The sequence below is a fragment of the Kineococcus aridisoli genome (genome assembly GCF_050871885.1).
GTDB lineage: Bacteria > Actinomycetota > Actinomycetes > Actinomycetales > Kineococcaceae > Kineococcus.
This window is the reverse complement of the sequence record NZ_JBJLSF010000044.1, coordinates 25,127-37,669: the sequence shown is the minus strand read 5'-3', so window position 1 is coordinate 37,669 and position 12,543 is coordinate 25,127. Positions and strand designations below refer to the sequence as shown.

The window sequence follows — 12,543 nt, the reverse complement described above, 5'->3', positions numbered from 1 at the left end:
GATCTTCCACGGTGCACCGTGGAAGATCACCGGTCGGGGAGCGCGTCAGGCGTCGCAGCCCGTGGGGTCGGCGTACTGCTCGGCGTCGGCGAAGACGGCGTCCGAGACGCTGGCCGTCCCGCCGGCCACGACGACGTAGCACGGGCGGAGCCGCTGCAGCTCCGCGCGCGTGGCCGCCGGCAGGTGGTCGCGCTCGGTGAGCAGCAGCGGCCCGAGGAGTCCGGTGGACGGCGCCATCGCCAGGGCGTCGGGGAAGGACGTGCCCGACGCCAGGTAGACCGCGGCGGTGGTGTCGGGCTCCCACATCAGGTTCGAGATCTCGGCCGCCGTCTCGTAGCGGTCGCCGCCCGACAGGCGCAGGTTGCCGTTCGCGGAGACGGCCGAGCGCAGCGCGAGGGAGCGCTCGGCGTCGTCGGCCACGGCGCGCTCGACGCGCTCGACGTGCGGGGCCGGGGAGTCGGCCGCGGCGCTGGTGGCGGTGACGACCGTGGCGCCGAGGAGGGCGGCACCGGCGAGGGCGGCGAGCGACGTGGCGCGCATGGGGGTGGTCCTCCGGGAGTGCGGTGTTCGAGACGGACGGGAACCGGCCGTGGGCCGACTGTGACCGGAACCGAGAGCGTCCACAGCGTCCCGACAGCGGCGCTGCGCCGGACGAGCGAGCGGGTCACCCTCCGTCCGCACCCGCCTCACCCACCGTCGAGCACCGTGCACGGTGAGTCACGGCCGCTCAGGACCGCCCGCGCCGTCGTCCACGCCGCCGTCGCCGGCGCCGTCGCCGTCGTCCCCGCCGTCGTCCGGGGCCAGCGGCGGCCGGCCGCGCCGGGGCAGCCCCCCGGCGTCGGCCGGCATCCGCCCGGCCCGGCGCAGCGCCTCGCGGAGCAGGAACTCCACCTGCGCGTTGACGCTGCGCAGGTCGTCGGCGGCCCAGCGGGCGAGCGCGTCGTGCACGGCCGGGTCCAGCCGCAGCAGGACCTGCTTGCGGGGCCGGCTCACCAGCGCGTCCCGCTCACCCGTAGAGGGTTCCCGTGTTCACCACCGGCGTGGCGCGCCCGTCACCGCACAGGACGACGAGCAGGTTGCTCACCATGGCGGCCTTGCGCTCCTCGTCGAGCTCGACGACGTCGAGCTCCTGCAGCCGGGCGAGGGCGAGCTCGACCATCCCGACGGCACCGGCGACGATCTGCTCGCGGGCGGCGACGATGGCGGAGGCCTGCTGGCGCTGCAGCATCGCCTGGGCGATCTCCGCGGCGTAGGCCAGGTGGGTGACGCGGACCTCGACGACCTCGACGCCGGCGACGGCGACGCGGGCCGCGACCTCGTGGGCGAGCTCGTCGGCGACGACGTCGGTGGACCCGCGCAGCGACGTGCCGCCGCCGACCGGGTCGTCGTAGGGGTGCGTGGTGACGACGTGCCGCAGCGCGGACTCGCTCTGCATCTCGACGAACTCCGCGTAGTCCTCGACGGCGAAGGTCGAGCGGGCGGTGTCGGCGACCTGCCAGACGACGATCGCGGCGACCTCGACGGGGGAACCGGTGGCGTCGTTGACCTTCAGCCGGCCGGTCTCGAAGTTGCGCACGCGCACCGAGACCTTCTTCGTCGTCGAGAACGGCACGACCATCACGAGACCGGGTTCGCGGACCGTGCCGGTGTAGCGGCCGAAGAACTGCACGACGCGGGTCTGCCCGGGCTGGATCGTGCCCAGCGACCCGAGGAGCACGAGGGTGAGCAGGCCGGCCAGCGCGGCCGGCACCCACCACGCGGCCCGCCCGGCGGAGGCGCTGAGGGCGAGCGCCACCAGGGCGAGCGTCACCACCAGCGGCAGCAGCGCGGCCAGCAGCGCGCGGCCGCCGTGCAGGTGCGGCGCACCGCGCTCGGTGACGTCCACGCGGGCGCCGTCGTGGCCGACGGGCGTGGTGGCGGCGGGGGCGTCGGACGGGACCTGGTCGTCGGTGGTGGTCACCGCGGGCTCCTCTCGAAGGGGACATCAAAGTGATATCACTTTGATGTCCCCTCGCGCCAGCGCTCGTGCCTCCCGGCGCCGGCGGGCAAGCTGACCCGGTGGCCAGCCGTGAACTCGTCGTCCTCGGGACCGCCGGCCAGACGCCGACCCGCACCCGCAACCACAACGGCTACCTGCTGCGCTGGGACGGCACCTGCGTCCTCTTCGACCCCGGCGAGGGCGTCCAGCGCCAGATGGTCCTGGCCGGGGTCGCCTCCCCGCGCGTGGAGCGCATCTGCGTGACCCACCGGCACAACGACCACTGCATGGGCGTGCCGGGGGTGCTCAACCGGATGGCGCTGGACGTCCCCGGCCGCAGCGTGGTCCTCACCGGCCCGCAGGACGCCTTCGAGCACCTGCGCCTGCTCGCGGTCGTCGCCGCGGCGGGCGTCGAGGTCACCGTCGAGGGCGTGCCGGAGCGCGACGAGCGCGTGGAGGTCGCCGACGTCGCGGGCAGCCGGCTGTCGGCCCGGCGCCTGGACCACCGGGTGCCGGCGATCGGCTACCGCCTGGAGGAACCGCCCGGCCGCACCTTCCGCGCCGACGCGCTCGCCGCGGCGGGCATCGCCGGCCCGGACGTCGGCCGCCTGCAGCGCGAGGGGGAGCTGCGCGGGGTCCGGCTGGAGGACGTCAGCGACCCCCGGCCCGGGCAGGTGTTCGCCTTCGTCATGGACACCCGCGACCACCCCGCCGTCGTGGACCTGCTGAGCGGCGCCGACCTGGCGGTGCTCGAGTGCACCTACGCCGACCGCGACGCCGAGCTGGCCCGCACCCACTTCCACCTCACCGCCCGCCAGGCCGGGCTGGCCGCCGCCCGCGCCGGGGTGCGCACGCTCGCGCTCGCGCACTTCTCCCAGCGCTACCCCGACGCCGAGGAGCTGGGCGAGGAGGCGCGGGCAGCGGTCGCGGAGCTCGGCGCCGCCACGCGCGTGCACGTGGCCGCCGACCTGGACGTCGTGCCGGTGCCGCCGCGCCGTCAGGGCGGGCGCTGAAGCGCCGGGACGTCGACGCGGTGGCGCAGGGCGGCCGGCGGGTCCAGCAGGTCGGCGGGCGCCGAGGCCAGCCAGCCGAGGAGGGCGCCGGTCTCCGCGGCCGTCAGCGCGCGCAGCCACAGGCCGCCGCCGTCGAAGGAGACGACGCCGACCCGCGCGTCGCGCGGGGGGACCGCCCGCGCCGGCAACCGCACCAGGACCAGCCGCCGCGAGCCGCGCAGCAGGGGCCGCAGCCGCTCCAGCAGGCCGACCTCGTCGTGGCGCACGAGCACCCAGCCGCGCGCACCCGCCGCTCCCGGTTCCACGCGCACCACTGTAGATGAGAAACGTTCTCAACATAAGGTCCGCGGGCGGAGGCGGGGAGCGACCCGCTCGGCTAGCGTCGCGGCCGTGAGCACTCCCCCCTTCGACCCCGCCGACCCGCCCGTCCCCGAGCTGGAGGTGGACGAGGACGTGCCGCCGCGCCCCGAGGAGGAGGTCGCCGACGCCGACCGCACGTGAGCGGCGCCCCGGGCGGCGCCCCCGGAGGTCACCCAGCCGACGCGCAGCGGACGCCCCGGGTTCGGTCGGGCGTCGGCGGGCCTCCCTAGCGTCCCCGCGTGACCCTCCCCCACCGCCCCCTGCTGGCCGCCCTCGGCGGCGCCCTGCTGCTGCCGCTCGCCCTCGCGCCCGCGGCCGCCGCCGACACCCGCGTCGAGAGCGTCCTGCCCCCGGACGTCGTCGTCGCCGACCAGCCGCTCGCCCAGGCCCACGCCCACAACGACTACGAGCACGAGCGCCCGCTGCTGAACGCCGTCGAGCACGGCTTCACCAGCGTCGAGGCCGACGTCTACCTCGTCGACGGGCAGCTGCTCGTGGCCCACGACCCCGAGGACCTCGACCCCGCCCGCACCCTGCAGGCGCTGTACCTGGAACCGCTGGAGGACCTCGCCGAGGCCGGCGGCGGCAGCGTGTACGGCGACGGGCAGCCCGTGCAGCTGCTCATCGACGTCAAGGGCGACGCCGTGGCCACCTGGCTCGCCGTCGAGGACGTGCTGGCCCAGTACCCGACGACCGTGACCTCCTTCACCATGACCGACGTCGGCTACGACGCCACCCCGCGCGCGGTGACGGCCGTCATCTCCGGCAACCGCCCCGTGGACCTCATGGCGCGCGACCACCTGCGCTGGTCGGCCTACGACGGCCGCTCCGGCGACCTCGCGAACGGCTCCGACCCCGACTTCATGCCGCTGGTCAGCGACAACTGGGCGAACCTGTTCACCTGGGCCGGCGAGGGCCCGATGCCCGGGGCCGAGCGCGCCAAGCTGCACCAGTTCGTCGACGCCGCGCACCTGGCCGGCCGCGAGGTGCGGTTCTGGAACACCCCCGACGCGGCCGGCCCCGCCCGCGACGCCGTGTGGGCCGAGCTCGTCGCGGCGCAGGTGGACCAGATCAACACCGACGACCTCGCCGGCCTGCAGGCCTTCCTGCTCGCCGCGCAGGCCCCGCAGGCCCCGCAGGTCGCGCAGGGCTGAGCGTCAGAGCGCCGCGGCCGGGCGGTCGTCCCGCGCCGCGGCGCACCGCGCGGTGAACCACGCGGTGAAGGCGTCCGCCGGCTGCGGGCGGGCGACGTGGTACCCCTGCGCCGCGTCGCAGCCGGCGTCCCGCAGCTGCGCGAGGACCTCCGCGCTCTCCACGCCCTCGGCGGTGAGGCGCAGCCCGAGGGCGTGGGCCAGGCCGGTGGTGGAGCGCACGATGGCGGCCGAGCGCTCGTCGCTCGCGCTGCGCTGCACGAACGAGCGGTCCAGCTTGAGGTCGTCGACGGGCAGGTCCTGCAGGTACGACAGCGACGAGTAGCCGGTGCCGTAGTCGTCCACCGCGATCCGCACCCCCAGCGCCCGCAGCGCGCGCAGCACCTGGTGGGCGCGCACCGGGTCGGCCACCAGCACCGTCTCGGTGATCTCCAGCTCCAGCGCCCGCGCCGGCAGGCCCACCGCGGCCAGCAGCTCCTGCACCTGCGCGGGCAGCTGCGCGTCCAGCAGGTCCGAGGCCGACAGGTTCACGGCGACGGCCAGCTCGTGCCCCGCCCGCCACCACTCCGCGGCCTGGCGCAGCGCCAGCCGCAGCACCGCCCGGGTCAGCGGGCGCATGAGGCCGCTGTGCTCGGCCAGCGCCAGGAACGCGTCGGGGGCCAGCAGCCCGCGGTCCGGGTGCTGCCAGCGCACCAGCGCCTCCACCCCCGTCACCTCGCCGCTGCGCAGGTCCAGCTTCGGCTGGTAGTGCAGCACCAGCTCGTCGCGCCCCAGACCGCGGCGCAGGTCGGCGACGGTCGTCAGCCGGTCGCGGCCGCCGGGGTCCAGCGGGCCGGAGCTCAGCTGCCAGCCCGTGCGCGCCGCCTTCGCCCGGTACATGGCGACGTCGGCGTGCTGGAGCAGCCCGCCGACCGAGCGCGCGTGCCGCGGGTACAGCGCGATCCCGATGCTGACGTCGACGTGCAGGCTGATCCCGTCCAGCTCGCACGGCTCCCCCGTCGTCCGCAGCAGCAGCCGCGCCGCGCTCACCGCCGCCTCCTCGTCCGCACCGGGCAGCAGCACGCCGAACTCGTCGCCGCCCAGGCGGGCGAGCAGCCCGCGCCTGCCGAGCGCCTCCTGCAGCCGCAGCCCCAGCCGGCGCAGCAGCTCGTCGCCCACCCGGTGCCCCAGCGTGTCGTTGACCTCCTTGAAGCGGTCGAGGTCGAGCAGCAGGACGGCCCCGCCCTCGCCGCGGCGGTCCTCCCCCTCGCGCGCCCCCTCGCGCACCCCCTCGCGCACCCCCTCGCGCACGGCCGCGAGGAAGCGGCGCCGGTTCGGCAGCCCCGTCAGGTCGTCGGTGGCGGCCAGCCGGCGGGTGTCGACCAGCTCGGCGACCTCCCGGAAGGTGGCGACGGTGCGCGCGAGCACCGCGAGCACCGACGCGGCCGCCAGCAGCTCGGCCACCGCGGGCGGGCGGTGGCCGCCGACGTGGGCCAGCAGCACCAGCAGGGACGTGGAGGTGACGACGGCCGGCACGAGCAGCAGCGAGACGCCCACCCGCGGCTCACCGCCGGCCCGGCGCACCTGCCAGGCCGCCACGGCCACGAGGAGGGCGCTCAGCGGCCAGAACGCGTCCAGCAGCGTGCCCTCGGCGTAGCCGCCGCTCGCCGCCAGCACCAGGTAGGCCAGGTCGGCCCCGCTGCCGACGAGGAAGGCCGCCGCCAGGGTGCCCGCGGCGCTGCGCAGCGGCCAGCCCAGCAGGGCCAGCCCGGCCGCGGCCAGCGAGAGCAGCAGCAGCGCACCCGCGGGGTAGGCCAGGGTGGTCAGCTGCGCGGCGGGCGTGCCGTCCACCCCGGCCGTGGCCGGGCCCGCCGCCCACGCGGCGAGCGTGGCCACCCCCAGCGCGGCCACGAGCGCGTCCAGGACGGTGCTGCGGCGGAAGCGCCGGGCGCCGCCGAGCAGCAGCGCCAGCACCCCCGCGGCCTGCAGCGGGTACGCCGCCAGCCACAGCGCGTCCACCGCGGACGGCGGGGGCAGCACCAGGCCCGCGCGGTCGGCGACGAGGGCGACGGCGTTCCCGGCGCTGGTGGACAGCAGGCCCGCCCCCACCAGCGCCCACCCGGCCCGCCCGGCGGGCCGCAGCAGCGCGCGGGCCAGCACCAGCAGCGCGGCGCCCAGCACCAGGCCCCCGTAGCCCCACTCGTCCCACCACGCGCGCGAGAGCGGCCCGCGGTCGAGCACCAGCGCCGCCGCGAGCAGCACGAGGCCGGCGCCGAGGGCGAGCAGGCAGGCGCGCACGGCGACGGGCGCCGCCACCTCGGTCGGCCGGGGCCGCTCGCTCGCGCTGCTCACCCGGGGGTCATCGGCAGGCCGGGACCTCTAGAACAGCCCCGCGCGTGTCGATGCACCCTCTCGGACGCCGGGAGCCGGTGGGACGAGGGGAGGGGGCGACGTGCACGAGGTGCTCGCGCTCGCCTTCGCGCTCGCCGCCCTGCTCAACGGCGCCATGGCGGTGCTCACCTGGCGCCGGCGCTCGGCGACCCCGGCGGCGACGGCGCTGGCCGCCGCCTTCGCCAGCCTGGCGCTGTGGTCGGCCGTCGGCGTCCCGGTCAACTTCGCCCTGCCCCGCAGCGCGCACGCCGTCCTCGTGCAGAGCTCCTTCGTCGGGGTCCTCGGCGCCGTCGTGGCGATGTACCTGCTCTCCCGCTTCGTCGCCGACCCGCACCACCGGCCGGGCCGCGTCGAGGTCGCCCACCTCGTGGTGGTGCCGCTGGCCCTGCTGGCGGCGGTGGCGACCGACCCGTGGCACCACCTGGTCTTCGACCGGGTCGTGCCCCTCGACGGGCCGCCCTGGTTCGAGGCCCACCTGGGACCGCTGTTCTGGGTGCACACCGCCTGGTGCTACGGGCTGCTCGCCGCCTCCTACGGGCACCTGGGGCGGGCGTGGTGGCGCCGGCCCGCGGCGGTGCGCCCGCAGGTGGCCCTGCTGGTGCTGGGCGGGCTGGTCCCCACCGCCGGCAACCTCCTGGTCATCGGGCGCCCTGACCTGTTCTCCGGCCAGGACCTCACCCCGCTGTTCTTCACCGTCACCGCGCTCGTCGACGCCCGGGCCGTGCTGCACCGGGGCCTGCTGCAGGTGGTGCCCGTCGCGCGCGCGGCGGTGCTGGAGAACATGCAGGACAGCATCGTCGTCGTCGACGCCGGCGGGACCGTCGTCGACGTGAACCCGCCGGGGCGGGCCTACCTGCGCGCGCGCCGGCCGGACCTGCCCGCGGACCCGGTGGGGTTGCGCGCCTCGCAGTTCCTCACCGCGCGCGCCCTCGGGGAGCTGCCCGGCGGGCACCTGGCCTACGAGCTGGAGCACGGACCGGGCCTGCACCTGGACGTGCACGTCACCGCGATCCGCGACCGCCGCGGCCGCGACCTGGGACGCGTGGTCGTCGGCCGCGACATCACCGAGCTCGTCGAGACGCGCCGGCACCTGGAGCGGCTGCGCGCGCAGCTGGCCGAGGAGGCGGTGCGCGACCCGCTGACGGGCCTGCACAACCGCCGGCACTTCGTGCCCGCCGCCGAGGCGCTGGTGGCGGGCGCGAGCGGGCAGCGGCCGGTGGGGGTCCTCGTCGTCGACGTCGACCACTTCAAGCGGGTCAACGACGCCCACGGCCACGCGGCCGGCGACGAGGTGCTCGTCGAGGTCGCCGGGGCGCTGGCGGGCACCGTGCGCGAGGGCGACCTGCTGGCGCGCACGGGCGGGGAGGAGTTCGCCCTCGTGCTGCCCGGCGCCGACGAGGAGTCGGTCGCCGCGCGCGGGGAGGCGCTGCGGGCCGCGTGCGCGGCGCTGGCGGTGCCGCTCGTGGCCGGCGGCCGCGTGCGCCCCACCGTCTCCGTGGGCACCGCCGTCGCCCGCGGCGGCGCCGACCTCGCCCGGGTGCTGGGCGCCGCGGACGGCGCGCTCTACGCGGCGAAGACCGGCGGCCGCGACCGGGTGGCCGCGGCCGCGGTCGCCGCCGCCTGACCCTCAGCGCAGCCGCGCTCCGCCCTCGGGTTCGAACAGGTACACGCGCTGCGGCGGTGCGGCCAGCCGCACCGCGTCCCCGCGCCGCCAGCGCACGCCCCCGGGGGTCTGGACGACCAGGGTGGTGTCCAGGCCCTCCACGCGCACCGTGGCCAGGCCGAACTCCAGCAGGTCCTCGTGGACGACGACCTCGCCGGGCACCGACGGCTCGTCGCCGACGGCGGCCCGGGCGTCCTGCGGGCGCACCCCGACCGTGACGGCGGTGCCGGCCGGGGCCCGCGAGGAGGTGGCCAGCAGGCCGTCGCGCCCGACGCGCACGGCACCGGTGCGCTCGACGACGCCCTCGGCGAGGTTGATCTTCGGCTCCCCCACGAAGTCGGCGACGAAGCGGTTGGCGGGGTCGTCGAAGATCTCGTCGGCGGTGCCGAACTGCTGGATGGTCCCCGCGTCCATCACCGCGAGCCGGTCGGCCAGGCTCAGCGCCTCCAGCTGGTCGTGGGTGATGACGATCGTGGTGTAGCCGAACTCGCGCTGCAGGACCTTCAGCTCGCGGCGCACCCGCTGGCGCTGCGCGGCGTCCAGGTGGGAGAGGGGTTCGTCGAGCAGCAGCACGGGCGGGTTGCGCACCAGCGCCCGCGCCAGCGCCACGCGCTGCTTCTGGCCGCTGGACAGCCCCGCCGGGCGCAGGCCCAGCAGCTCGGTCATCTCCAGCCGCTCGGCGATCGCCCGCACCCGGGCGTCGGCGTCCTTGACCCCCCGCGCCCGCAGGCCGTAGGTGAGGTTGCCCCGCACGTCCAGCGGCGGGTAGAGCGCGTAGCTCTCGAAGCCCACGCCGATGTCGCGCTTGCCGGGGGGCAGGTCGGGGATCGAGCGGTCCCCGATGCGGATGTCGCCGGAGGTCACCGTCTCCAGCCCGGCGATCATCCGCAGCGTCGTCGTCTTGCCGCAGCCGGAGGGGCCCAGCAGCGCGACGAGCTCCCCGGGCTCGATGTGCAGGTCGATGCCCTTGACCGCGTGGAACGGCTCGCGCCCGCGGGACTCGTAGCGCTTGTGCAGCGCCTCGAGCACCAGGCTCTTGGCGGTCGTCCCCAGGGTGGTGGTGCTCATCGGACGGCTCCTCCGAGGCGGACGGTGTCCTCGCCGGCGGGGCCGGCGGCGAAGACGTGGACGTTGGTCAGCGGCAGGTGCAGGTCGACCAGCTCGCCCTCGCGGGCACCGGCGTCGGAGTCGGCGACGACGATGACGTCCTCGCCGCCGGCCTGCTCGCCCACCCGCACGCTGAACTCCATGAGCCGGCCCAGCCGCTCGGCCAGGACCACCCGGCCCCGCAGGTGCAGGGCGTCGGCGCCGCCCGGGGCGCCGAGGGCGAGGTCGCGCGGGCGCACCCCGACCCGGGCCCGGCCGCCGGGCAGCTCCAGGTGCGCCGGGGCGGGCAGCTCCAGCGCCCCGCCGGCCCCGCGCAGCCGGCCGCCGGCCGCCTCGACGTCGAAGAGGTTGATCTCCGGCTGCCCGAGCGCCTTGGCCACGAACGTGTCGACGGGTTCGCGCCAGATCTGCTCGGGGGTGCCGACCTGCACGACGCGCCCGGCGCGCAGCACGGCGATGCGGTCGCCGAGGGCCAGGGCCTCCTGGTAGTCGTGCGTCACGTACAGGGAGGTGGTCCGCGACATCTCGCCGAGCTGCTTGAGCTCGGCGCGCATGGCCGCGCGCAGCTTGGCGTCCAGGTGGCTCAGCGGCTCGTCGAGCAGGTAGACGTCCGCGGGCCGCACGAGCACCCGGCCGAGCGCGACGCGCTGGCGCTGGCCGTTGGACAGCTCCCTCGGGAACCTCTTGAGCAGGTGGTCGATGCCGAGCGTGGTGGTGACGGCCTCGATCCGCTGGCGCTGCTGCTCGGCGGTGTAGCGGCCCGTGCGCCCCGAGCGCAGCGGGGAGGCGAGGTTGTCGAACACCGTCTTCTGCGGGTAGAGCGCGTAGCTCTCGAACGCCATGGCGACGTTGCGGTGGTAGGGCTCCACCCCCTCCATCGAGGTGCCGGCGATCTGCACGTCACCGGCCTCGACCTCGACCAGGCCCGCGACGCTCTTGAGCATGGTCGTCTTGCCGGCCCCCGAGGGGCCGAGGACGACGAAGAACTCCCCGTCCTCGATCGACAGGTCGACGTCCTCGAGCGCGCGCACGGCCGAGGAGCCGCTGCCGTAGGTCTTCGACACGTGGTCGATGCGCACCGTGGCCATCAGGCCTTCACCGCCCCGAACGACAGGCCCCGCACCAGGTAGCGCTGGATCGTGAGCGCGAGGACGAGCGGAGGCAGCGCGCCGAGCAGGGCCGCGGCCGCCGTGAGGTTGTAGTACGCCTGCCCGCCGCCGCCGAGGTACTTGGTGACCGCGACGGTGACCGTCGTGGCCGCGGAGTCGGTGAGGATGAGCGGGAAGAGGTAGTTGTTCCAGGCGAAGATGAACGCCAGCAGGGCCGCGGCGGCGATGCCGGGGCGCACCAGCGGCAGCGCCACGGTGAGGAAGGCCCGCCGGCGGGTGTAGCCGTCCAGCAGCGCCGCCTGCTCCAGCTCGGGGGCGAGGTCCTGGAAGTACGAGCGCAGGATCCACACCACCAGCGGCATCGTCACCAGCTGCAGCACCCACACCATGCCCAGCTTGGTGTCGAAGACGCCGAGCGTGTTGTAGATGACGAACAGCGGGACGATGACCATGAGCTCGGGGGCGAAGCGGAAGGACAGCATCTGGAACATGAGGTCCTCGGACCCCTTGAACCGCCAGCGGCCGGCCGCGTACGCGGCCGGGATGCCGACCACCAGGGACACCAGGACCGCGCCCGCGCAGTTGAGGACGCTGGTGAGCATGGCCTGGCCGAAGTCGACGCTGGTGAGGTCCTGGCCGCGCTGGGACAGGACGGTCCCGAAGTTGGCCAGCGTGGGGCTGAAGCGGAAGTACGTCGAGGTCTGGTCGGCGTCGTTCTTCAGCGCCAGCAGGACCATCCACACCAGCGGGAAGAGGGAGAAGACGAACCACGCGAGGATCGCCAGGTCGGCCACCACCGAGGCGGCGGTGACGCGCTTCTGGCCGGGTGCCAGCTCTCGTGCCAGTGCCACCTCAGGCCCCCGCTCCCGCAGCACGCCGCTGCGCCTTGCCGAGCACGCTCACCAGGTAGCGCGCGGTGATGAACACGATGATCCACAGCAGGAACATGTAGGTGCTGCCCCGCGAGTAGTTGAGGTTCGTGATCGAGTCCTCGAACGCGCCGATCTGCAGCGTGGTCGTCGTCACGCCCGGCCCGCCGGCGGTGAGCACGAAGACGGCGTCGAAGACCTTCAGGCAGTCCATGAAGCGGAAGATGACGGCCACCAGGATGTAGGGCCACATCATCGGCAGCATGAGCCGGCGGAACATGTAGAACCAGCTCGCGCCGTCGACGTCGGAGGCCTCGAAGGGCTCCTTGGGCAGCGAACGGATGCCGGCCAGGACGAGGATCGCCACGAAGGGGGTGTAGATCCACACGTCGACGAGGATCGTCGACCACAGCGCCCGGTCCTTGCTCAGCCAGTCGAAGGTCGACCCGAGGCCGAAGACGTGGTTGAGGACGCCGAACTGCGGGTTGAACATGAGCTTCCAGATGACGCCCGCGATGACGGGGGCGATCATCAGCGGCAGGATGAGCAGCCGCTCGAAGGTCTTGCCGATGAGGGTGGAGCGGTTGAGCAGCAGGGCGATCGCCACCCCGAGCACCGTCTCGATCCCCGTGGCGGCCACCGCGTACAGCAGCGTCACGCCCGCGCTGCGCCAGAAGAGCGCGTCCCCGAGGACGCTGGCGTAGTTCTCGAACCCGACGAAGGACGGGTTCGGGTTGGTCGCCGCGTAGTTCAGGACCGTGTAGTACACGCCGTAGAAGAACGCGTACAGGATCCCGATGATGAGCGCGACGGCGGGCACCGACAGCAGGTAGGGGCGCAGCTTGCGGCGCCAGGCCGGCACGCGCGGGACGCCCTGGGCACCGGCCCGCCCCGGCGAGGACTGCTGCGGGGGCGTGCGCCCT

At 75.5% G+C, this 12,543-nt stretch carries 12 protein-coding genes; 3 read left to right on the top strand and 9 right to left on the bottom strand.

Features of this window, described 5'->3' with window-relative positions:
* Positions 1 to 45 precede the first annotated feature (45 nt).
* From ACRYM2_RS13430 to ACRYM2_RS13420, 3 genes are all read right to left on the bottom strand, one after another.
* Positions 46 to 540, bottom strand: a complete 495-nt coding sequence (locus ACRYM2_RS13430) for a cell wall-binding repeat-containing protein (protein WP_432522891.1) — start codon at positions 538 to 540, stop codon at positions 46 to 48.
* A gap of 177 nt (positions 541 to 717) precedes the next feature.
* Positions 718 to 996, bottom strand: a complete 279-nt coding sequence (locus tag ACRYM2_RS13425; RefSeq protein WP_432522892.1) for a type II toxin-antitoxin system antitoxin — start codon at positions 994 to 996, stop codon at positions 718 to 720.
* Positions 997 to 1,006: 10 nt separating this feature from the next.
* Positions 1,007 to 1,960 carry an SPFH domain-containing protein gene (locus ACRYM2_RS13420; protein ID WP_432522890.1) on the bottom strand — a complete coding sequence of 318 codons (954 nt, stop codon included), beginning with the start codon at positions 1,958 to 1,960 and terminating at the stop codon, positions 1,007 to 1,009.
* A gap of 98 nt (positions 1,961 to 2,058) precedes the next feature.
* Between ACRYM2_RS13420 and ACRYM2_RS13415 the strand changes: the two genes are divergently transcribed.
* Positions 2,059 to 2,991 (top strand): ribonuclease Z, encoded by a 933-nt coding sequence (locus ACRYM2_RS13415; protein ID WP_432522889.1) that lies wholly within the window; start codon positions 2,059 to 2,061, stop codon positions 2,989 to 2,991.
* On the opposite strand, the gene ACRYM2_RS13410 is transcribed toward ACRYM2_RS13415, so the two are convergent.
* Entirely contained in the window at positions 2,976 to 3,296 is a 321-nt protein-coding gene (locus ACRYM2_RS13410) for a hypothetical protein (RefSeq protein WP_432522888.1), read from the bottom strand. The genes ACRYM2_RS13415 and ACRYM2_RS13410 overlap by 16 nt on opposite strands.
* A 294-nt stretch (positions 3,297 to 3,590) precedes the next feature.
* Between ACRYM2_RS13410 and ACRYM2_RS13405 the strand changes: the two genes are divergently transcribed.
* On the top strand, positions 3,591 to 4,505 hold the full coding sequence (locus ACRYM2_RS13405; RefSeq protein ID WP_432522887.1) for a phosphatidylinositol-specific phospholipase C/glycerophosphodiester phosphodiesterase family protein: 915 nt from the start codon (positions 3,591 to 3,593) through the stop codon (positions 4,503 to 4,505).
* 3 nt (positions 4,506 to 4,508) lie between these two features.
* On the opposite strand, the gene ACRYM2_RS13400 is transcribed toward ACRYM2_RS13405, so the two are convergent.
* Positions 4,509 to 6,833 (bottom strand): putative bifunctional diguanylate cyclase/phosphodiesterase, encoded by a 2,325-nt coding sequence (locus ACRYM2_RS13400; protein WP_432522885.1) that lies wholly within the window; start codon positions 6,831 to 6,833, stop codon positions 4,509 to 4,511.
* A gap of 100 nt (positions 6,834 to 6,933) precedes the next feature.
* Between ACRYM2_RS13400 and ACRYM2_RS13395 the strand changes: the two genes are divergently transcribed.
* Positions 6,934 to 8,496: a histidine kinase N-terminal 7TM domain-containing diguanylate cyclase gene (locus ACRYM2_RS13395; protein WP_432522884.1), complete on the top strand. Its 1,563-nt coding sequence runs from the start codon at positions 6,934 to 6,936 to the stop codon at positions 8,494 to 8,496.
* 3 nt (positions 8,497 to 8,499) lie between these two features.
* Here ACRYM2_RS13395 and ACRYM2_RS13390 read toward each other — a convergent pair whose 3' ends face one another.
* From ACRYM2_RS13390 to ACRYM2_RS13375, 4 genes are read right to left on the bottom strand one after another with little or no spacing between them, the layout of a single operon-like run.
* Positions 8,500 to 9,603: an ABC transporter ATP-binding protein gene (locus ACRYM2_RS13390; protein WP_432522883.1), complete on the bottom strand. Its 1,104-nt coding sequence runs from the start codon at positions 9,601 to 9,603 to the stop codon at positions 8,500 to 8,502.
* Positions 9,600 to 10,730: an ABC transporter ATP-binding protein gene (locus tag ACRYM2_RS13385; RefSeq protein ID WP_432522882.1), complete on the bottom strand. Its 1,131-nt coding sequence runs from the start codon at positions 10,728 to 10,730 to the stop codon at positions 9,600 to 9,602. Before ACRYM2_RS13385 ends, ACRYM2_RS13390 begins: the two co-directional genes overlap by 4 nt.
* The gene (locus tag ACRYM2_RS13380; RefSeq protein WP_432522881.1) at positions 10,730 to 11,602 is read right to left on the bottom strand and encodes a carbohydrate ABC transporter permease; all 873 of its coding nucleotides are present in this window, start codon (positions 11,600 to 11,602) and stop codon (positions 10,730 to 10,732) included. Before ACRYM2_RS13380 ends, ACRYM2_RS13385 begins: the two co-directional genes overlap by 1 nt.
* A 1-nt stretch (position 11,603) precedes the next feature.
* Positions 11,604 to 12,482, bottom strand: a complete 879-nt coding sequence (locus ACRYM2_RS13375) for a carbohydrate ABC transporter permease (RefSeq protein ID WP_166616249.1) — start codon at positions 12,480 to 12,482, stop codon at positions 11,604 to 11,606.
* Positions 12,483 to 12,543: the final 61 nt, after the last annotated feature.

Bases quoted from the DNA above. Each gene is read 5' to 3' on its own strand.
- ACRYM2_RS13430 (WP_432522891.1), bottom strand. From the start codon at position 540: ATGCGCGCCACGTCGCTCGCCGCCCTCGCCGGTGCCGCCCTCCTCGGC.
- ACRYM2_RS13390 (WP_432522883.1), bottom strand. From the start codon at position 9,603: ATGAGCACCACCACCCTGGGGACGACCGCCAAGAGCCTGGTGCTCGAG.
- ACRYM2_RS13385 (WP_432522882.1), bottom strand. From the start codon at position 10,730: ATGGCCACGGTGCGCATCGACCACGTGTCGAAGACCTACGGCAGCGGC.